The sequence below is a fragment of the Geitlerinema sp. PCC 7407 genome, assembly GCF_000317045.1.
Lineage (GTDB): Bacteria > Cyanobacteriota > Cyanobacteriia > PCC-7407 > PCC-7407 > PCC-7407.
Genome location: NC_019703.1, coordinates 1,709,018 through 1,728,558, shown reverse-complemented (window position 1 = coordinate 1,728,558; position 19,541 = coordinate 1,709,018). Strand labels below are relative to the sequence as shown.

Below are 19,541 nucleotides of genomic sequence, written 5' to 3'. Positions count from 1 at the left end.
CTATTTTTGCGCGACCAACAGATACCAACTCCCTCGACTGGCAAAGCCACCTTTTTGAGCTTGCTCTGGATCGACCGCCATCGGCGCAGCCGTCTGGGCCACTCGCTCCACCGCAAATCCAGCCTCGACCGTCAGGGCCACCAGATCCAGTTGCCGCATCGCACTCCACCACGGCTCATTGTTGTGACGGGTCTCCCAGTCAAACATGAAGGCCGAGAAAGGATCCATGGCTTGGTAGAGGGGCGCTTCTGCGTGGACCATCCAGCCCCCCGGCTTCAGCAGGCGGTGGCACTCTCGCAAGATGTTGGCGATCGCCTTGGGCGGAGCCTCATGCAGCAAAATGTGGGAGACCACTAAATCAAAGGATTCGTCCGCAAAGTCGGTGTGCTCAGCGTTTTGCTGGGAGAAATGCACCCGTTTCCCGAGGGCCTCGGCCCGCACGTGGGCATAGCGCAACACCGGCGCTCCCACGTCAATGGCGTACACTTCAGCTTCGGGGTAGGCGTCCACGTAAGGCAGGGTGCTATGGCCCACAGAGCAGCCCAGGTCAAGAATCTTGGCGGGTTGCAGATCGGGATGCTGAACCTTGAGATGGTTTTGCACCACGGCTTGTCCCATACCGTCGTTGAGCGGGCCAAGACGCCCCATGGCATAGAGATAGACGCCGCGATCGTAGGTGACGCCCGCCGCGATGTCGTCTGCCCGGTCTTCGCTGTGGTAGCCCCCCGGCATGCAATGGATATCCACCGCCGTGTGATAAGCCGGAACCTGAAAGGCTGGGTCAATCCGCAAAGACCCGACGGCCTGGGCCTGGAGCTGCTGCGATCGCGCCATGAGTTCGGGCAGCTGCCGCTCGACGCTGAGGTTGACGGACTCCCACATCATCTCCTGGGTGGTCCGCCGCAGAGCGCCCCACATCCGGTAAAAGGGCTCTTGCTCCATCAGCTGTCGCACTTCGTGGCGCGTTTCGGGCGATCGCTGGTGCTCCTGCTCAAACTGTGGCTTGAGGCGCTGCTCATAAATGGCGCGATTGCCTGGAGAAACGTGAGCTGCCACATACTGTTTGAGGCTGTGGACAAACTGCTGTCGCGCCAGTTCATCATGGTTTAGCTGCGGCAACATCGCGTGAAGCAACTGACCATCCATAGGGACATCTCCTGATGGTTCAAACCTACTGAGATCAATCGGCTAGTTCAAAACCAGATTGTGCAGATGTCCACTAATCTAACCGGTGATTCTCTGATAGCTGCGATCGCATTACAGAACTTAGAATTAAAGCCCTTTTATTTGAAGTTAAGTCGCACCATTTACACTTTCAAGCCCTTTTGTTGGGTTGTGTTGCTACTAAGCAAATTTACTTTTATCTTTGGTTATTTGTTGCTTTATTTCTTGGTGCTGAGGGCACACGCAAATTTTCTGATGATGTTTGAATTTTAGTTTAAAAATACTGCTGAGCTAGGTTCTCTAAAAACTGACGAGAAGATAGATAAAGCCATAATTTGATTCAAGCGATTTTGAGTGAGAATCATCGTTATAAAAACCTGCACTAAAAGGGCGGTTCAGGTTTCTATGGTTCAGGTCGCTAATCGTAGTGCTTTAGGCGAATTGCATCCTGCACCGGATCCAGCAATTTTTTAGGAAGTGGCTACATAGAGATGAGTAGATGCACTGTGTATTCAATAGTACATCTACTCATCTCCGTAAGGAATCTGAATTTATGCGGAAAGATTCTCGCTAATCAGCTCAAACGACGTATTATGCAGAAATACTCTATATAAGTAGTAATTTACATAGGCTGGATCATTCTGCCTAACTATCGCTATTGGGATCTTAGGCGGAAAAATTCCGTCTATTAATAGTTAGACCGATACCCCAAACCCTCAATGTATTTGAGCTACTTCAATTCTGGTTCGAGAGTGAGTTGGGAGTTGGGCAAAAATAGTTCCGTCCGATCAGCAATCCTTTGAGCTAGATCCTTGAAATCCCAGTACACTAGCTTTACAGCAGCAATGTGAGCACCGATCGCTCCATCAGCTGGTTTAAGCTGGAAAATGGGCTTATGAGACTCTTGAGCCATTGGCATCAAGCTTTGATAGTGTTTAAGTAATGCTAAACGATTTGGATCGATTGATTGCGTTGAAGTGGTTTCATTTGGTTCTTGAAGAACCTCAGCACTATAAATGTGTGGAATTCGTTCAATCCATCTTTGAAACGCCTTTACAGGACGGTCAAATCGAACACCATGCTGGAGAATAACATAGCCAACAGGTTGCATTTTCCCTTTTGGTAAAGCTAGATCTGAGACTGGGTTTTTTGGGATACGCTCCTTCCATTCTTCTCTCCAGCGTCTTACGGTTGGACCGAGGTTCTTGAGTCCCTGCAATGAGAAAAGATCTGGTGAGAGAGGAACTACAACGTAGTCTGAGGCAATAAGAGCTGCTCGGTTAATTGCTCCTAAGTTGGGTCCTAAATCAACTAAAACAATATCAGCACTATTAATAGATGCTGCTTGACTCAATATTCGCCAGAAAGCCGAGATAACTCTGAATGCTCGTTCTTTGCGATCAAGACAATCAGACCATTGGGAGGACAATTCATCTTCAAATCCAGATAGCTGTAAATCACCAATCAAAAGGCTTAATCCATCTTCTATTTTTTCTAGATTCGGAGTTGCAATATCACCAATACCACTTAATAAGGGTTTGACGCATCGAAAGATGGTATTAAAGCTACCGGCATTGCTCCCTTCCCAAATCTCTTCCAATCGATCTTCATCCAGAAAAGCCGCTGTTAAATTAGCTTGAGGATCTAAATCTGCTGCTATCACTTTTAGCCCTAAATCAAAGTACATCCAAGCTAAATGATAGACAAGGGATGTTTTTCCAACTCCTCCCTTATTATTGAAGAAGGCAATAATTGGTGCGGTCATGGTTGCCTCCTAATCACAACTGACATATATGAATCCTCAATAGCAAATTCTGCTGGGGGGTTCCCATTTTTCTTCAATTCCTTTTGAGCAGTTGGAATTCCTATACCAAAGCGCTGAACATATCCTAGGTTCTTCATTGCTTCCGCCAAATGAGGATTTCGATAATCGGTAACACCTTGACCAAAGTTTTGACGATTCACTTGTCCAAACAATCCACCTGGACTTTGAATTTCAATTCGATCATTAAACCAATAAACCCGCACCGGAGCATTGGTTTCTTCATATGAACGGTGCATGACAGCATTTCGTACAAGCTGCTGTAACGCGACGATAGGGTAATCAGGCTGCTTTATTTCTACAGGTTGCGCTGTGATATCAGAAGCTGTCGAAATATTGGCTTGTAGAACTTCATCTACATAACGTAGTAAATCGGTAAGAGAACCACTAATATCTTTTTGGTCTCGAATAGGATCGGTTAGGTCAGTTCCGTCAAAGCGGACAAATTGAATGTAAAATCCTGGAATAAACTGCCTAGGTTCTTTTCCAGCCACTAAAATACCCAAGCTAGTTGGACGCGAATCCGGTTCTGGAGTCGCAAATCGTAATGAGATTAGCTTCTGTGTTAAAGACCGCTGATTTTCAGCTAGCACTTCTGGTGCTAATGCTGATGTCAAATATTCGCGTTGAAAAATATCCAGATTTAAATCATCAATAGAAGCGGAAATAAAAGGGCGCAAATCAAAAGGTAAGTCTCTTGCGCGTCTTTTTTCATTAAGGCGACGTTCTTCTTCAGGTGTTGCTGTTGCGCGTCGGGGTCCAACTCGAATATATGTCCGTCCATCGAATCTAACTGGAGGAGCATCTGACGGTTCTACAATAACAACGGCTAACTCACAGTTACCTAAAGTACGTTTATTAACTTGTAGTACTGGGAACGGCAGAATCTTTCCTTCAGAGCGTATATTGGAGAGGCTTAGAAGAAGCTCGTCTGTAATAGGCAGGTTAGCACAGGTCCCATCATCGTTAACTCCCACAAAAAGGACTCCAGGCTTCTTGTGATTTGGTAAATCGTTAGCAAAAGCACAAATTGCCTGTCTAATTTTTTTTCCGTCTGAAATTGACGCTTTACGCTCAACTCTATCAGATTCAAGATCACCTAGAAGTGCCGTCAGCTCTTGATCATCCATGTATTAGTCTCTAAAGTCCTCCTTACTAATCATAATCATTAAGGGTAGAGTTGCGATAAATCGGTCTAACAACCGCGCTGCACCGGAACGCCGCAAAACGTTGGTTGAGTTGCAAAGGTTATCTACGTCCGGTGAGCGCGATAGTTTGCCCCTTTCTATTGACATCAAATGTTAGTGCTTGGGGACACTATAGCGGACAACATAACCTGTTGTTAACCGCACGGCGATCGCAAATCGGCGTTGCGGTTCAGCTCGATCTTATGCGGCTTGAGTGATTGGTGGGGGCGCAGCTAAAAGCTTATCTGTCAGTATTCAAAGCTATACAGGAAAACCTTGGTCTACCCATTAGTCGTTAGCCCAAGATTGGGGGACAGAGATCTGAAGAAGAGGGGCGGCAATGTCTATGCCATCTTGTTTGAAGATGTAATAACGATTTTTGCCACTCAGTTTAGCCTGGTACATGGCTTGATCGGCTTGGTTCAAGAGTTGCTCAGTATCCACGCAGTTAGCCTGCGGGTAAAAGGTCACCCCCAAGCTAGCGGAGACATGCATGACCGATCCGTTTAACTGCACGGGCTGGGATGCTGCCTCCAGCAAACGCTGAAAACTGGCAGCACTGGAGCCTTGGTTGCAATTGAGCAGTACCGCAACAAACTCGTCGCCCCCCAAACGAGTAATGGTATCCCCTTCGCGCAGAGTCTGTTTCATGCGCTGGGCGACAGTCACCAGCAATTGGTCACCGGCTTCATGACCATAGGTATCGTTAATTGCCTTGAAGCCGTCCAGATCAAGATAAACCAGGGCTAGTTGCTGTCGTGACATACTCCTACGCTGATACTGACGTATGCAGCGTAGGCTTCTCAGTGACCCCTGGTATCCCATCGGGCGTTTCCTGAGCTTTATTGACGATACGGGATGCCCCACCGCACCGGAACAATACAAAGAGTGTTGTTCTCTCCTTGGTACTGCTGGAATTTTACCTGCCCACAGATGCGACAACGAATCGTCTGTTTCTAGGCAGAACCCCATATTCCAGGTTGTCAAGGTTCAAGTTTCAGGGCGGCGATTAGCTCAAACCCTTAGCCTGATTATCTCACACCCGTTTTGCATCATGAGAGATTTGCTCGTTTTCTCCATCTCCCCTGCTCGGACCTGCGGCATAGGTCAGAGGAGTGTCGTTCGTTCGTTCGCATTCATCTCAACGCCAAATCAAAGATTATGGCGTGAGGCTTCTGCTGCTTTGGCTAACCGCTCGACCTGGGCCATGGCCTGGTGCAGGCGATCGCCCAGTAGCATACGATTGGGCAGATGGGTAAGCCTATGGTTGCAAGGGGTCGTTCATTGCCTAGCTGTCGCACTTCGTGGCGCGTTTCAGGCGATCGCTGGTGCTCCTGCTCAAACTTTGGCTTGAGGCGCTGCTCATAAATGGCGCGATTACCCGGAGAAACGCGAGTCGCTACATACTGCTTGAGGCTGTGGACAAACTGCTGTCGCGCCAGTTCATCATGGGTCGGCTGCGGCAACATCGCGTGAGACAACTGCCCATCCATAGGGATATCTCCTATTGGTTCAAACCTACTGGGATCAATCGGCTGATTGGAACCCAGATTGTGTAGATGTTCACTAATCTAGCTGGTCGTTCTCTAACAGCTGCGATCGCATTACAGAACTTAGAATTAAGGCCCTTTTGTTTGCAATTCGGTTGCACTGTTCCTGGTTCCAAGCCGCGTAAATCTTGTCTGCGGACTGGGAAATCTGAAATCAAAAGAAAGAAGTCCCTCAAGCCAACAGATAGGCTAGCGAGGTTAACATATTCAGACAACACAGCTTAGAAACCATCAATCTCTTGATTAAGCAAAACTATCCTTGAGGGAGCATTAATGAAGCTTGCTACTTCTTTTCACCCTCAAGCATTTCTCACATCAAAGCCATTTCAAGAAATTTCTTTCACAAAGTATTCTTTTACTTACTACAACCAAGTTCGGCAAGCCATTAAGCAGTCATTTTCAGATAACACCGAGCTGCCTTTACGCAAAGCTCGAATCGCCGATTATTTACGGGTTCACAGTCAGGCTTACCTGCATAAACTGGCCAAAAAAGCGTTAGGACAACCCCTGGATGCGGTCAGCTTAGGGTTGCCGCCGCTGAGCATCGAGTGTGAGGGCCTAGAGCACTGTTTACCGGGCTACCTCTACGGTTTGGGGAGCATGATGGAGGCGATCGATCAGATGAAAGAGGGGTATCTAGAGCGGGCCTACTGCTTTAGCATGGTGGGCCATCACGCCCATCGAAACTGGGGCCATGGATACTGTCTGCTCAATCCCCTCGCGGCGGCAGTTCGCTACGCCCAGACCCAGGGATTTAGCAACGTTTTGATCCTGGACTGGGACATTCACCACGGGGATGGGACGCAGGAAATTTTTAGCCATGACGCGACGGTTTACTGCATTAGTATTCACAGCGCCTTTGATCTCTACATGACCAAAGCCTCCGACCTAAAAGCTGGCACCACGACGACGGCAAAAGAGGTCGGTCACTGCAATATTCCGGTCGTGTCGGAGGGGTTTCCGGTAGAGGTCTTCGAGGAAGAGGGGATTACAGGAGCGTTCTATTTAGGGCGGGAAAGCCTCCAGGTGTTTCAGCAGGCCCTGGAAGAGGTGCCCTGGAGTCCGGACCTGATCGCGATTTTTTCGGGCTACGACTCCCACAAAGACGACTGCGGCGCCCAAACAACGGGCTGGAGCAACGACGATTTTTGTCGGCTCACCCAGATGGCGCTGGAGCTGGCGCGGCGATCGGGCTGTCCGGTGCTCTCGTGCCACGGCGGCGGCTACAACCTGCCGGTGACGGTCTCAGCGGCGATCGCCCATTTGCACACCCTGGCTACCTACGCCTAGATCTGGGCTGCTTTCAGCGGCACTTTTTGCCCCTTTGCGGAATCTTGCTATGGGACGCCGAAGACTTCAAAAAACCCGTTGTCTTCCGTTTTGTTCCTTCTCTTGCGCACTTTTTGGACTCCAAGGATGCACCAATCTATGACGTCAGTTTCCAAACTGGGGCTTTTGTCTCTGGCCTTTGTGCTGCCGGCGATCGCCGCGACGCCCTTTCCGGGCCTCAGTCTTACCCCACCGGCCTTGGTCAGCTTTGAGGCGTCCACTGAGCCCGACAGGGAGGGGCGGCACACCTTCTCGGCCTCGGCGGGAGACATCGTCGTCCTCACCCTGGAGACCCCACCGGGCGAGCGCCAGGCCTGCTATCCAGAGATGGTTGACGGCGGTCGCTTTAGCCCAGTGGGCAGCACGATCCGCCCCACGCCCAACAGCGAGAGCCTCGTGATCGAGATTGAGGAGTCCGGAGACTTCCAATATCAGCTGATGCCGCTGCGGCGATTTTCCCTGGGCGACACAGGCTCAGCTCCCATGGACCAGCCCCTGGCAGACCCCGCCTCCCACGGCTGCAAGGTCACGGCTCGGCTCGGCTCAGAGACTGAGAAAAACTGGGCGATCGCCAACCGCCTAATCGAGGACTACAGCGGCCCCGAGCAATCCCTCGAGCTCTACCGCCAAGTCCTGGCCACGCAGCCCGCTTCTCCCGAGCCCTACGAAAACTACGTGGGCCTGCTCATCAGCCTCAGCTTCCGCGACCAGCCAACAGTAGACGCCCGCGATCCAGAAGCCTTGGGCCAGATGTTCCTCGGCCTGCCGGATGACATGCGCTCGGAGCTGATCGGCGGCCTAAGGCAGCTAGCCGACATCTACGAGGCGAATCCCGATTGGGAATCTCGCTGGGGTAACGACCTTGTCGTTACCCCAACGCTGCTGCAAGAGTATGCCAGCTATGTGGAAACTGGCGTTGCTTCAGATTTGATGAAGTCAGTGATGTTTTCTGAGCAATAAGAAACCGTCCAAGCGATCTAGCCAAAGTCATTCGGAAGCGCTGACTAAATCTAGCTTTCATCAGCGCTTCCTCATCCTTAAAAGGAGTCCAAAATGTTGAGAATTTCTGCACGCTTTTCCGCTCGTTTTGCCGGAGCAGTTTTGTTGAGCTTGGCGAGTCTCGCGATCGCCGGATGTGCGAGCAGCGCTAGTTCCCAAAGGCCGCCTGACGCGAAGGCCAGCGTGAAGGCCAAGGCAGCGGACAAATCGGAGGCGATCGCCCAGCGCCAATCTACTCGTTCCCCAGCAACAACCGTCGCAGAACTCAGTCCCAGCGAAGCCTTTCAGCGCGATCTAGATCGGCTTGGGCTCAAGGAAGGGATGCCTTACGAAGAAGTGCGGAACTACCTGCTCGACCTGGGATGGCGAACGCATTTCGAGGGCGACGAGCCCAATCGGAATGACGCGACGGTCCGAGAGCTGCTGGACCTCGGCTATGAAGAAGTTAAAGACTGCGCCGGAACAGGTCTAGGGCCTTGCCGCTTTGAATTTATCAATGAGGGCGGCCAAATGCTGATCATTTCTACGATTCAGAATGGCTCTGGCAACAATCGAGAGCGGTTTCTCTGGCGCTGGTCTCTGGTCCAAGGGACCACCCCCGAATCAGGAAATATAGAGGATTTTCCTGACGGCCCGCCTTTTTACGGCACTCGATATTTCAATTTTTATGGGGGGAATGGTACGGGGCAATCTGTCACCATTGAGCAGGATGGTACGACCACAATTGAACGCCACGGCACGATGAGCAGTTTGGTCGAGTATCAAGGCGTCTTCTCGAATCCCATCATTCTTCCCGATCAAACGGGTCTTTTGTTCAAAGAAGGCAAAATCTATCGTCTCAGAGCCGATGGCGAGCTTGCTCAGAACTGCACCGGAGAGGAAACATTCTGTGAATCTGAGCTTTATGAACCTTCAGGACCTGCGATCGCGGACGGCTTCTATGGTGTAGGAAGCACGGGCCAGGGGCTAGAAGTTGCGGGCGATCGCTATCGATATTACGACGAGATGGGTCAACAGGACTGGCAGCCGATCGAGGACCTCACCTCGATCGCCGACGGCGTGATCTTCGACGGCCAAAACTATTGGTGCAGCCTCCCCCAAAACGAACCCGGCGCATGTACCGCTACCGGCTGGAAAACCATCGAAGAAAGCCTATCAGAGCAGGAAGACCAGTAGCTCACTCACCCTTCGCCATACACTGTTTTTCCTAACGCAGCCTGCACAGTTAGTCTCCGCTGATTTCTACTAGCGTCTCGCCAGAAGCTAAGAGTTCCAAAGCTTTAGGTAACGTCTTGCTCAGAATTTCGCGCAGTCTGGCATTGGAAGTGTTGCCACAGGTCAACCAAATAATCTGTGGCGGCGCACCTAGTCGATCCACCAAATCGACAAAGTCACTATCTTTGGTCATCACAATAGCCTCTTGAGCTTTAGCCGCTTCAAAGATTTCAAGATCTCGGCATCCCTTAACCCAAGCTCGCGTAAGGCTATTGCTTCGACCCCTAAGGTGTTGGTAATCCAAGTTGCTATGGCCGGAGGCAGGTGTGCATCTACCCAGATTGTCATGCCAATAAAACTGGGTGGTTCAGCTTGCGAGAAGCGTACAGAAGTGATGCTTTTAGATCGTCTGCTTCAAGATCAGGCATCTCTTCTAAAATTTCGTCCGCACTAAGACCCACTGCAAATAAATCTAGAACATCTGACACGCGAATTCTCATTCCTCTAATACAAGGACGACCACCACATTGGCGAGGATTGACAGTAACTCTTTCAAGTAGGTTTTGCATACCGTATTACTCAATACACATTTTAATAGTGTTAATGAATTTTCTAGCGCTGAAGAGGGAGCCATAGCCAGTCTATCTGCCTTAGAAAAGGTAGAACTCTAGAGTAATGACAAATTTGTAATAACGAAGTCTAAACATTGAGACTTAAACGCATTAGGCTCCAGACAACACTTTATAGACAATTCAGTAAATTAACAGTATCTATTACCAGCTGGCAGCCTTGAATCAGAGTCGATAACCTCTTGACGGTCAGTATATGTGAGTGTCGTATCATTAACCTGTGTTTGATACCTGTAGGTAGCAGTTGCTTAGTATTGGCTAAAGTTGATGAATATTGAGTTTCGTGCCCCAATTCGACCTACGCAAGCTGCATCACTCAATGCCCATTCTGCGCTCTTCAATCACTCCTTGCACAGATTCGGCCTGTGCGTCCATCCATCGAGCTCTCTCCTCATCTCCTCGTGCTCTTAAAATCTCTGCAGCCTTACGAGCATCCTCAATTCCTCTTTGTTCTTGACCGGGTATCATAGCAAATGCAGCACTACGAAAAGAGTAAGCCTCTACCATTTCAGGATTAAGTTCAATAGCTCGGCTATACTCGTCGACTGCTGCCTGATACTGTCCTGCTTTAGCCAGTTGACGAGCGTTCTGAAAAGCTTCTTCATATCTATTTGGCATATCTTCACCTTCTCTAGTCTTTGAATTACATAGATTTCCTAAATCACTCACCTGCCCAGACGAGTTAATAATAAAGCAACCTGGCTGTTCTTGAGCTTTAGCTACAGCATAGAAAATAGCAAGTGTAGAACTTAGAGTCACTGCTAATGATATAAATACTAATCTTGACTTCATTTAGTATGCCTCTTACATCTTTTCATGATTGGCACAGTGTCTTTAATAGCAAGAGTTAATTTTCAATCTCTGTAATTATTCAAGCCTGTTTGTGAAGTCAGTTTTCATTCACAATTTCCTTCCTTGTTATCGTCCTATGTAATCCATTTGTTCAATTTGATCAGATGCCAATCCATCTATTTTCAAGAAAGTTTTTTTTCCAATGTTAAAGCTTTCCATAACATCAATCGAGGGAATATACGCGTCTTTATTACGGATAGATTCATCAACAAATTTATATATATTCTTTATGTTTTTAGCCTGAATTTTTCTATAATTAGATTGAAATTCAATTAATAATCCTTCTTGAAAGAAGAATCTTTCTTCTAGTACACCATTTTTATAAATGTAATATTCAGTAAGTCCAAATGTATCGCTTGCTGAATAGAAAATCACACAAGTACGTAACAGTTCTGAAATTCTTAGAGCATCTGCTTCTAATAAATTAATTTTTAACTCTAACGGAGAATATAGTATTTCCTCTACTTCTTGAATACTAAGTTTAGTTGGATCGATCTCCTGTAGTGAAAAGTAAGGTACATATAGTAAGCTCCAAGGGTGTCCTTTTAATCGAAAAACAAAGGTACTATCTCTCCTAATCTCAATTTCACGTCCGTATACATTACTTTCCCAAATATTCATATTTTTTAATGACATAAAAACTTGAGCAACTGATTTAACTGATGCCTGAACAAGCATAATTCTCAGATTAGTGTCATAGCTGCAAACTCCTCTGGCTCCTTGTAGTGAAATTTTGTCTGGCTTTCGAATAAAGAGTGACATTTAAATTATAGGCCTATGGAAAAAACACTGGAGTTCCGGGATTGCGAGGAGAGAGTGGAATTGACAGTCCCGAAAGGTATACCCATGGATTAAGCAGGATTGATCCACTTACCTGAGCATAAGTTCTTGTACGACCTGGAACATTCTCATAACACCCTATCGCATGCCAAACAGCTACACCCTCATTAGCAGCAAGTTGTATTGTTAATTGACTGATAGCGCTTATATCAGACGTAGTAATAAAAGTAATTTCTGGTATTGATCCACTCAAGGTAGAAACACCAGCAGGGCTGAGATTGCCTAAATGATCTATGTGCCCGCGAATTTGATGATTCTCATAACTGGGTGGTAAGCGAGTACCTATCACTGCCTTTACTTCATCAAACACGCTATCAACGAAGATTTGGGATCCACTTGGATTTACAACTAGAAGTGGTAATACAACATCAGGTACTACATTAGGTATACCAGCAAATTGCTGTCGTGCAGGTGATTGAAATGCTCTTGTATTATTTAGGACTGGTGGATTGCTGTTAAAATATAATGAGCCTCGAGAAAAATCCTCAAATCTTCTTCCTGCATCTTGTGGTGTACCACCAACTAATTGGTTAACTTGGCTCTTAGGAAACGGAGACATTGGGGCAGTAACTCCAAAAGAGGGACAAGTTGGAGTTTGCGATAAGACTTTAAATGGCATCATGATATCTATAGTTAGCATTCCACAAATGATTGCTATTGTTTGCAATGAAAACTTCATAAGCAAAGCCTCTAAAACAAAAACAGCTTAACTACGAATAGATATATCACAAATTCGCTCTGGCAGTCATTTCAACCTTGTTAAAATTAGCATCTTTAAAAGACAAGTCATTGGTAGACAAAAAAGTTTTTCCCAAGATAACTAAATCAACAAATATTCAGAATTAGGTTCGCATGTTACTGAAGAATTAGAGCTTAATAAGCTTATTCTTTCATAGTATATTGTTTGTACTAAGTAGTAAGCATCTTTCAGGATATTTTCATATTTTCATACACATAATCTAAATTAACAGTTGAATACGTTCTAAGAAATTGCTAAATCATCAGGTGCGTGAAATTATCGCGGAGCCTGAAAGCGTTAGTGAAACAATTAGCCTAGGAAGTCAATTTTTTGGGTACTGCATCCTAAGCTTAGAGAATAGAGAATAGGGTGCTGGGGGCGATCGCCCTTTTTTAGGCCTAACTTTTCCTAAGAATTGGTACGAGATCTTTACACAATTTTGGGTGGGGCGATCGCCAGAAAGCTTGTGGCATCAAGGTCTTTAGACTTTTTCAAACGTTTCGATATATCAAGTCCCGCTAACAGCCATTAAGTCTTTTTTCAGGCCCGAGCATCGGGCAAAAGACATGCGCTTCAATGAAACTGTAGCAACCAACAGCCAGGCGTTTCGCGAGCTTGGTGCGGTTTGGCCTCCGCGCTAGATCCGCTATCGGAACCCTTTACTATGAATCTCTATTCCCAGCTAACTCAGCTTATTTTCGACTTCTATCGGGAAGATCCGCAGCCGCTCCAGCAACTGCAACCCCTGCGCCGATGCAAGGTTTCCCGTTGGTGGGGCACCTTCAACGTTCGATGCTTCGACCTCGAAACAGCCAACGCACTGATCGCCGCTCAATCTTCTCTTGTCGAGCCCATCGCTCAACTGCGCCTCGCTCACCAAATCAAAATTTTGCTCAACCGGGATGTCCTGACCGTTGTCCCCGTCCAGAAACACCGCAGCGGCTCCCGCAGCAATCAGCACCTGTGGCACGACGCAGAGTTTTGACTCACGACAAAGTTAAAGGGCGATCGCCCGCTTCCTTCAGACCCAAATGTCACTACAAGAAAAGGGGTTGTCATCACCGCGTGATCGACAACCCCTTTGTTTTGGGTTTTAACTAGGTCTTTCTGAAGTCGCTGCTAACAGCGCATCCGAGCGAGCCGGGACGGCACCACCATCCTATTTTTCAGAAACCACTTCCGAAGTTTGATAGGACTTTTCTAGAGAGCGGAGCTGGCTGTCTTGGGTGTCGCGGACCGCAGCGCTGAGCCAGCCGCTCAGGAGCGAGTCAACGGAGAACAGGCCCGCGCCATTGATCAGGAAAAACAGGAAGCAGGCCGCATAGATGGACGACAGCTCCAGATACGGAATGCTGAAGCCCGCCACCAGGACATGGTGGTACATCGCCACCAGCATGGTGCCAAAGAGGCCCGCCGCAGCCGGTCGCGTCAGGAAACCCAGCGCCAGCAGAGGAGCTGCGATCAGCTCGGTGTAGGCAGCGCAATAGCTAAAAAAGATGGGAAACGGCAAGCCGATGACTTTCACGTAGGCTTCCGCAAAGCCTTCGATGTTGCCAAGTTTATCGAGGCCGTTGTGGATCATCATGATCCCCACCACGAGGCGCAAAACAGTCCAGCCGATTTGGGATAGATAGCTCGGGGCGAAGGTGGGCTGCAGGGCGAGGGCAGTCCAGCCGCTCAGACGCTGAGTGAGTGCCATGTCGTTTCTCTCCAGAACAAGGGGGATTGGTCGCCTGTCAATTTAATAATCTTAACAAAAATCATTAAATCTCATAATAAAAGGTAAATAAAATGCTCTAAAAATGAGAAGTTTTTCTGGAAGAAATGCGGGGCTTCTCAGCGACTGTGTCAAGGTTTCCTGTCTTTTTAGCTGTCTCGCAGGGAGGGTCTTGGGCACAGTAAATTGTGAGAAGCTTTAGCGTTTGGTTGATTTTGATTAAAAAATGCAACAAAACGGCTGTTTACGGGCCGCTCTGCTGCATTTCGAAGAAAGCAAGAACAAATTGGGGATCAAGTCCCAGGCTCTGGGGATCAAGATCGAGAAAGATTAGGGGGTGACGATATGAGGAGAGGCGATCGCCCCTAGGCGGCCCTGATAGACCAGCGCTTGGTAGACCATGGCCGCCACCTCGGCGCGGGTCGCGTCTCGATTGGGGCTTAGCCGGTCCGCGCTGGGATAGCTCACCACCAGGCGGCCCTGGGTCGCGGCGGCGACGGCAGCCCGGGCATAGCCAGGAATCTGGGCGCGATCGCCAAAGCGATCGAGCACCGACTCCTCAACGGGCGGCAGATTCAGGCCGCTGGCCAGACTCACGATCACCTGCACCCTCGGCAGGGTCCGGTTCGGCGCAAAGCGGCTCTCCGAAACCCCCGCCAGGAAGCCGCCGCGATAGGCTCGGTCGATGGCCCCGTAGGCCCAGAAATCCGCCGGCACATCCTGAAACTCAAGGCTGGGCCGCAGGGGCGCCGGGTCGAGAGCCTTGGCCAAGAGGGCCGCATACTGGGCTCGGCTCATGGTGCTCTCGGGCTGGAAGGTGCCGTTGGGCAGGCCGCTGATCAGCCGCTGGCTCGCCAAAGCGCGAATGAAGTCCGCCGCCCAGTGCCCCTCGATGTCGCTGAAGGTGGGGCTGACGGGGTCCGGCTGGACAATATAGGGAGAGGCAAGCGCTGGCACCCGCCCCTGGACCACCAGGCTTTGGTAGACCAGGGCGACGACTTCGGCGCGGGTGATGTCTCGCAGGGGATCGAGCTGGGCCACATTGGGATAGCTGACCACCATCCGGCGATCGACGGCAGCGGCGACCTCGTCGGCGGCGTAGCTGGGGATCTGGGCGCGATCGTCAAACACCAGCAGCGAGTTGGGAGAGCCGCCCGTCAGCTTGAGACCGCTGATCAGAGAGACCACAGCCTGGACGCGGGTCAGGTTTTGGTTGGGCCGAAAGGTGTTGTCCGGAAAGCCCGACACAAAGCCCATTCGGCTGGCCTTGGCGATCGCCCCCCGCCCCCAAAAGTCCGCCGCCACATCCTCAAAGCTCGGCTCCGGCAGCACCAGCGGCTGATCAAACACCTGAGACACCAGCGCCGCGTACTGGGCGCGGGTCAGCTTCTCATTGGGCCGGAAGGTGCCATCTTCAAAGCCGCTCACCAACCCCCGACTCGCCAAGCCCTGGACAAACCCCGCCGCCCAGTGTCCTTGCAGATCGCTAAATCCAGAGGCGATCGCCGTGGGCAGTGGCGTCGTGGGGCTCGGGGCCGGGGTGGGGCTCGACGACGGCGCTGGCAGCGGGCTCAGACTGGGGTTGGGCACCAAAATCTGATTCGCCTCGAAGGCGACGCTGCCCTTCACGCGGGTGGGGTTGAGGTGGTTGCCCACCGACAAAACGTTCAGCGTGGTGGCATTGTGCAGATCGAGCGCGCCGTTGCCGCGAAAGAAATTGCCGCCGGGGTCTTGGCCTTGGCCCAGATCTGGCAGGGCCATTTGGGTCGCCACGAGGCCCGCTTCGCGATTGTTCTCAAAGCGGTTGTTGCGCAGGACCGGGCGGCTTTCTCCGGCCAGCACCAGGCCCGAGCGATTTTCGGTGAAGCTGTTGCCCACCAGCAGCGGCGCGGCGTCAGCCTTGAGGGAAGCGCCGTAGCCCGTATTTTGAAAGCGGTTCTCCCGCAGCTCGCCCTTGGCGTTGCGATCCATGGCCAGGCCGCAGGAGCCATTGGCCACAAAAACGCAGTTCTGGACTAAGGGGCGCGCATTGCCCGTCACAACCACTCCTTCGCGCTGGCAGTTTTTGAGGGTGCAGTGGGCGAGGGTGGGGGCGTCGTTGCCCTGGATCCAGACGCCGGTGCCGCTCGTGGCGGGATTGATCACCGTGACGCCGCGCAGTTCGCTGCGATCGCCCAACAGCACAGTGATTTGCTGGTCTCCGTCCAGGGTGGGCCGGAGACCGCTGCCCTCCAGGATCACGCTGCTGCCCTGACTGCCCTCGTCGCCGACCACCTGCACCCCAGCGGGCACCCCCAGCGGAAAGGTTTCGCCGCTGCTGGCGCGGTAGGTGCCCGGAGCAACCCGAATCACTGCGCCAGCGCGGGCCTGAGCCAGAGCGCGGCTCACGGTTTTTAGGGGAGCGCTGGCGGTGCCGGGGGCGCTGTCGCTGCCGCGCAGGCCATTGACATAAAGGATGGTGGACGGAGACTGGACCATGGAAGGCCTCGCTTTGAGATGATGTGAAAGCTGAGCAACGGAGAAGACAACGGGATGGCGCTGGCGCTGGGGTTTGATTTTGGGACGTCGGGGGCACGGGCGATCGCCCTGGATGGGGCAGGCGCGCTCCGGGCAGAAGCCGTCTGCCACTTCACCGGATCCGCTATCACCGACCCCGAGCGCTGGAAAAGCGCTTTATTTGACCTTTTGGGGCAGCTTCCGCCAGAAATTCGCCAGCAAATCACGGCGATCGCCCTCAATGGGACCTCTTCGACGGTTTTGCTGTGCGATGGGGCCGGTCAGCCCTTGGCTGCTCCCATCCTATATAACGATGGCCGAGGCGCAACGGTGCTTGACCACGTGCGGGCGATCGCTCCAGCGGGCCACACTGTCCTGAGCGCCACCTCGTCCCTGGCCAAGCTGCTGTGGTGGCGCCGCCAGGGCCTCACAACTGGCGCAAAGTCGATCTATTTACTGCACCAGGCGGACTGGCTGAGCTTCTGGCTCCACGGACGGCTGGGGATCAGCGACTACCACAACGCCCTGAAGCTGGGCTACGACGTGGCGGCCCTGGCCTATCCCCAGTGGCTCACCGATGCCCTCGACACTCTCATGCCCGGGCTGCGGCTGCCTCACGTTTTGGCTCCCGGCGATCCCATCGGTCCGCTCCAGGGCGCGATCGCCCAGGGCTTTGGCCTGCCGCCCCAGTGCCAAATCTACGCGGGCACCACCGACAGCATCGCCGCCTTTTGGGCCAGCGGCGCTGAACGTCCGGGCGAGGCCGTCACCTCCCTGGGCTCCACCCTGGTGGTCAAGCTGGTGAGCGATCGCCGCGTCGACGATCCGCGCTACGGCATCTATAGCCATCGCCTGGGCGATCGCTGGCTGGTGGGGGGCGCTTCTAACACTGGGGGAGCCGTGCTGCGCCATTTTTTTGATGATGAAACCCTGACATTGTTGTCCCAGCAGATCGATCCCCACCAGGACAGCGGTCTAGACTATTACCCGCTGCTCGCGCCGGGGGAACGCTTTCCCCACAATGATCCCCGGCTTTTGCCCCGGCTGACGCCCCGCCCCGCAGACGATCGCCGGTTTTTGCAGGGGCTGCTGGAGGGGATCGCTCGCATCGAAGCCAGCGCCTACGAGCGGCTGAGCGCCCTCGGAGCCTCGCCCGTCCAGCGGGTGTACACGGCGGGGGGCGGTGCGCGCAACGCAGTCTGGACCGAAATGCGATCGCGCTATTTGGGGGTGCCGGTGCGGTCCTCGCCCCACACCGAAGCCGCCTACGGGACCGCCTGCCTTGCAGCGGGGCTTGTGGGCGCGCCTGAGGGAGCAGAGACGCGCTTGGGCGAATAAAGAACTGAAAAAAGTCTTAATGTCGCTCAATTAGCCAGAATTTGCCAATAAATCTACGGATTTTAGCAGCCTTTTTGACCGGCGATCGGTCTAATCCGGTGATTTCCAGCCTTTCTCAGCGCAAATGCCCTGAAAGCACCACTAAAGGCCGCAAAACTCCCTAAAACTCTTTCAAAAGGCCCAAAAAAGTCAGTTGGAGAACTGGGAATAAGGGTGTTAAAACCTTTAGCAAATTCCTCACGTTTCTTAATTCTTGGAAATTTGAGGCAACAATGAGCAGCAGTGCCCCTCTCATCGTCTTTCCATCGTAAGGATGAGATACACCCGCAAGAGAATTCGTAAACTTTGACGTAAATTGCGACGAATGCGATCGCATTTCGTCCCCTCTCGGACGCTATCGAGAGATTTCAGCGCGTTGCAACGCTTGACAGCTGTCTACCTGAACCTAATTCAATTTACCGATCACGAGGAGGTTCACAGTGCGAATTGCACAGGTAGCCCCGCTATGGGAGCGAGTTCCCCCCCCTGCCTACGGTGGGATTGAACTCATCGTTAGCCTCTTGACTGAAGAGTTGGTGCGGCGGGGTCATGAAGTCACGCTCTTCGCTTCTGGAGACTCCATCACCACCGCCAAACTGTCGTCGGTTCACCCCCGAGCGCTCCGCCTAGACTCCAGCATTCGCGAGTACGGCATTTATGAAATGCTGCACTTGAGCAGCGTCTACGATCGCGCCGCCGACTTTGACGTCATTCACTCTCACATGTGCTGTGCGGGCTTGCCCTACGCCAAGCTCGTCAAGACGCCCACAGTGCATACCCTGCACGGCATCTTCACGCCGGACAACGAAAAGCTTTTTGTCCACGCTCGTCGCCAGCCTTTTGTCAGCATCTCCGATGCTCAGCGAGAGGAGCGTCTCGGCCTAAACTACGCGGCGACGGTCTACAACGGCATTGATACCAGCCAGTACCCCTTCCACGCCCAGCCAGATGAGTCGCCCTATCTGGCTTTTGTGGGGCGGATCTCGCCGGAGAAGGGGGCGCACCACGCGATCGCGATCGCCCGTCAAGCTGGCTGGAAGCTCAAGATGGCCGGGAAAGTAGACCCCGTTGACGTGGGCTATTACGAGTCCGAAATTAAGCCCCTAATCGACGGCCAGCAGATCGAGTATCTCGGGGAAGTCACCCACAGCGAAAAAACGGCCCTGCTGGGCGGCGCGGTGGCGACGCTGTTCCCGATTACCTGGCGCGAGCCCTTTGGGCTGGTCATGGTGGAGTCCATGGCCACCGGGACGCCGGTGATCGCGATGCGCATGGGCTCGACGACGGAGGTGATTCGCCATGGACAGACCGGGTTCCTGTGCGATCGCCTGGAGGACTATCCGGCGGCGATCGCCCGGGCTGGCAGCCTTGACCGAATGGTCTGCCGCGAGCACGTGCTGACCCACTTCAGCGTCAAGCAGATGGTGGACGGCTACGAAGCGGTCTACCGGCAGGTGATGGCTCAGCGCTTTGTCAACAATGGCCATCACGCGCCGAGCGCTGGCTCCGGCAGCCCCGCCTCGACCTCTTTCTACACCTCTCTCTAACTCCCGCTTTGCCTAACCCTGGTCCTCTCACCCTGTTCCTTTAATCGGGATCGCTGTCATGGGCAGGCCTCAGAGCAT

At 51.9% G+C, this 19,541-nt stretch carries 16 protein-coding genes and 2 pseudogenes; 6 read left to right on the top strand and 12 right to left on the bottom strand.

Features of this window, described 5'->3' with window-relative positions; genetic code table 11:
* The 5 genes and pseudogenes from GEI7407_RS07325 to GEI7407_RS20965 all read right to left on the bottom strand — a co-directional run bounded on the left by GEI7407_RS07325 (window position 1) and on the right by GEI7407_RS20965 (window position 5,666).
* Window positions 1-1,146, bottom strand: coding sequence for a class I SAM-dependent methyltransferase (locus GEI7407_RS07325; protein ID WP_015171504.1), 1,146 nt, complete (start codon window positions 1,144-1,146; stop codon window positions 1-3).
* Window positions 1,147-1,894: 748 nt separating this feature from the next.
* Window positions 1,895-2,929 (bottom strand): ParA family protein, encoded by a 1,035-nt coding sequence (locus GEI7407_RS07315; protein WP_015171502.1) that lies wholly within the window; start codon window positions 2,927-2,929, stop codon window positions 1,895-1,897.
* Complete coding sequence (locus GEI7407_RS19960) at window positions 2,926-4,116, bottom strand: ATP-binding protein (protein WP_015171501.1); 1,191 nt, start codon at window positions 4,114-4,116, stop codon at window positions 2,926-2,928. Before GEI7407_RS19960 ends, GEI7407_RS07315 begins: the two co-directional genes overlap by 4 nt.
* Window positions 4,117-4,461: 345 nt before the next feature.
* Window positions 4,462-4,956: pseudogene (locus GEI7407_RS07305) on the bottom strand (diguanylate cyclase domain-containing protein); the annotation flags it as partial.
* A 404-nt stretch (window positions 4,957-5,360) separates the two neighbouring features.
* A complete protein-coding gene (locus tag GEI7407_RS20965; RefSeq protein WP_015171499.1) occupies window positions 5,361-5,666 on the bottom strand; it encodes a hypothetical protein in 306 nt (101 codons plus the stop codon).
* Between the two features lie 330 nt (window positions 5,667-5,996).
* On the opposite strand from GEI7407_RS20965, the gene GEI7407_RS07295 reads away from it, so the two are divergent.
* The 3 genes from GEI7407_RS07295 to GEI7407_RS07285 all read left to right on the top strand — a co-directional run bounded on the left by GEI7407_RS07295 (window position 5,997) and on the right by GEI7407_RS07285 (window position 9,227).
* Window positions 5,997-7,013 carry a histone deacetylase gene (locus GEI7407_RS07295; protein ID WP_015171498.1) on the top strand — a complete coding sequence of 339 codons (1,017 nt, stop codon included), beginning with the start codon at window positions 5,997-5,999 and terminating at the stop codon, window positions 7,011-7,013.
* 138 nt (window positions 7,014-7,151) lie between these two features.
* Window positions 7,152-8,012 (top strand): hypothetical protein, encoded by an 861-nt coding sequence (locus GEI7407_RS07290; protein ID WP_150109731.1) that lies wholly within the window; start codon window positions 7,152-7,154, stop codon window positions 8,010-8,012.
* Window positions 8,013-8,105: 93 nt separating this feature from the next.
* The gene (locus tag GEI7407_RS07285; protein ID WP_015171496.1) at window positions 8,106-9,227 is read left to right on the top strand and encodes a hypothetical protein; all 1,122 of its coding nucleotides are present in this window, start codon (window positions 8,106-8,108) and stop codon (window positions 9,225-9,227) included.
* A 49-nt stretch (window positions 9,228-9,276) separates the two neighbouring features.
* Here GEI7407_RS07285 and GEI7407_RS21915 read toward each other — a convergent pair.
* The 5 genes and pseudogenes from GEI7407_RS21915 to GEI7407_RS20950 all read right to left on the bottom strand — a co-directional run bounded on the left by GEI7407_RS21915 (window position 9,277) and on the right by GEI7407_RS20950 (window position 12,266).
* Window positions 9,277-9,614: pseudogene (locus tag GEI7407_RS21915) on the bottom strand (DUF5615 family PIN-like protein).
* A complete protein-coding gene (locus GEI7407_RS19955; protein ID WP_015171495.1) occupies window positions 9,611-9,835 on the bottom strand; it encodes a DUF433 domain-containing protein in 225 nt (74 codons plus the stop codon). The pseudogene GEI7407_RS21915 and the gene GEI7407_RS19955 overlap by 4 nt, the downstream one beginning before the upstream one ends.
* 372 nt (window positions 9,836-10,207) lie before the next feature.
* Window positions 10,208-10,687 carry a tetratricopeptide repeat protein gene (locus GEI7407_RS20960; protein ID WP_150109730.1) on the bottom strand — a complete coding sequence of 160 codons (480 nt, stop codon included), beginning with the start codon at window positions 10,685-10,687 and terminating at the stop codon, window positions 10,208-10,210.
* A gap of 126 nt (window positions 10,688-10,813) precedes the next feature.
* On the bottom strand, window positions 10,814-11,509 hold the full coding sequence (locus tag GEI7407_RS20955; protein WP_015171494.1) for a hypothetical protein: 696 nt from the start codon (window positions 11,507-11,509) through the stop codon (window positions 10,814-10,816).
* A gap of 13 nt (window positions 11,510-11,522) precedes the next feature.
* A complete protein-coding gene (locus GEI7407_RS20950) occupies window positions 11,523-12,266 on the bottom strand; it encodes a hypothetical protein (RefSeq protein WP_015171493.1) in 744 nt (247 codons plus the stop codon).
* A 724-nt stretch (window positions 12,267-12,990) separates the two neighbouring features.
* On the opposite strand from GEI7407_RS20950, the gene GEI7407_RS07265 reads away from it, so the two are divergent.
* The gene (locus GEI7407_RS07265) at window positions 12,991-13,311 is read left to right on the top strand and encodes a hypothetical protein (protein ID WP_015171492.1); all 321 of its coding nucleotides are present in this window, start codon (window positions 12,991-12,993) and stop codon (window positions 13,309-13,311) included.
* Window positions 13,312-13,485: 174 nt separating this feature from the next.
* On the opposite strand, the gene GEI7407_RS07260 is transcribed toward GEI7407_RS07265, so the two are convergent.
* Together GEI7407_RS07260 and GEI7407_RS07255 are read right to left on the bottom strand one after the other, a co-directional pair.
* Window positions 13,486-14,025: a DoxX family protein gene (locus tag GEI7407_RS07260; RefSeq protein ID WP_015171491.1), complete on the bottom strand. Its 540-nt coding sequence runs from the start codon at window positions 14,023-14,025 to the stop codon at window positions 13,486-13,488.
* 348 nt (window positions 14,026-14,373) lie between these two features.
* Window positions 14,374-16,521, bottom strand: coding sequence for an S-layer homology domain-containing protein (locus tag GEI7407_RS07255; protein WP_015171490.1), 2,148 nt, complete (start codon window positions 16,519-16,521; stop codon window positions 14,374-14,376).
* A gap of 54 nt (window positions 16,522-16,575) precedes the next feature.
* Here GEI7407_RS07255 and GEI7407_RS07250 point away from each other — a divergent pair, with 54 nt between their 5' ends.
* Entirely contained in the window at window positions 16,576-17,877 is a 1,302-nt protein-coding gene (locus tag GEI7407_RS07250) for an FGGY-family carbohydrate kinase (protein ID WP_015171489.1), read from the top strand.
* A 479-nt stretch (window positions 17,878-18,356) separates the two neighbouring features.
* The gene (locus GEI7407_RS07245; protein WP_015171488.1) at window positions 18,357-19,463 is read left to right on the top strand and encodes a glycosyltransferase family 4 protein; all 1,107 of its coding nucleotides are present in this window, start codon (window positions 18,357-18,359) and stop codon (window positions 19,461-19,463) included.
* The last annotated feature ends 78 nt before the right edge of the window (window positions 19,464-19,541 follow it).

What these genes read in the sequence shown, in the direction of transcription:
- GEI7407_RS07325 (WP_015171504.1), bottom strand. Translation starts at nt 1,146, where the DNA reads ATGGATGGTCAGTTGCTTCACGCGATGTTGCCGCAGCTAAACCATGAT.
- GEI7407_RS07315 (WP_015171502.1), bottom strand. Translation starts at nt 2,929, where the DNA reads ATGACCGCACCAATTATTGCCTTCTTCAATAATAAGGGAGGAGTTGGA.
- GEI7407_RS19960 (WP_015171501.1), bottom strand. Translation starts at nt 4,116, where the DNA reads ATGGATGATCAAGAGCTGACGGCACTTCTAGGTGATCTTGAATCTGAT.
- GEI7407_RS20965 (WP_015171499.1), bottom strand. Translation starts at nt 5,666, where the DNA reads ATGGATGGGCAGTTGTCTCACGCGATGTTGCCGCAGCCGACCCATGAT.
- GEI7407_RS07295 (WP_015171498.1), top strand. Translation starts at nt 5,997, where the DNA reads ATGAAGCTTGCTACTTCTTTTCACCCTCAAGCATTTCTCACATCAAAG.
- GEI7407_RS07290 (WP_150109731.1), top strand. Translation starts at nt 7,152, where the DNA reads ATGACGTCAGTTTCCAAACTGGGGCTTTTGTCTCTGGCCTTTGTGCTG.
- GEI7407_RS07285 (WP_015171496.1), top strand. Translation starts at nt 8,106, where the DNA reads ATGTTGAGAATTTCTGCACGCTTTTCCGCTCGTTTTGCCGGAGCAGTT.
- GEI7407_RS19955 (WP_015171495.1), bottom strand. Translation starts at nt 9,835, where the DNA reads ATGCAAAACCTACTTGAAAGAGTTACTGTCAATCCTCGCCAATGTGGT.
- GEI7407_RS20960 (WP_150109730.1), bottom strand. Translation starts at nt 10,687, where the DNA reads ATGAAGTCAAGATTAGTATTTATATCATTAGCAGTGACTCTAAGTTCT.
- GEI7407_RS20955 (WP_015171494.1), bottom strand. Translation starts at nt 11,509, where the DNA reads ATGTCACTCTTTATTCGAAAGCCAGACAAAATTTCACTACAAGGAGCC.
- GEI7407_RS20950 (WP_015171493.1), bottom strand. Translation starts at nt 12,266, where the DNA reads ATGAAGTTTTCATTGCAAACAATAGCAATCATTTGTGGAATGCTAACT.
- GEI7407_RS07265 (WP_015171492.1), top strand. Translation starts at nt 12,991, where the DNA reads ATGAATCTCTATTCCCAGCTAACTCAGCTTATTTTCGACTTCTATCGG.
- GEI7407_RS07260 (WP_015171491.1), bottom strand. Translation starts at nt 14,025, where the DNA reads ATGGCACTCACTCAGCGTCTGAGCGGCTGGACTGCCCTCGCCCTGCAG.
- GEI7407_RS07255 (WP_015171490.1), bottom strand. Translation starts at nt 16,521, where the DNA reads ATGGTCCAGTCTCCGTCCACCATCCTTTATGTCAATGGCCTGCGCGGC.
- GEI7407_RS07250 (WP_015171489.1), top strand. Translation starts at nt 16,576, where the DNA reads ATGGCGCTGGCGCTGGGGTTTGATTTTGGGACGTCGGGGGCACGGGCG.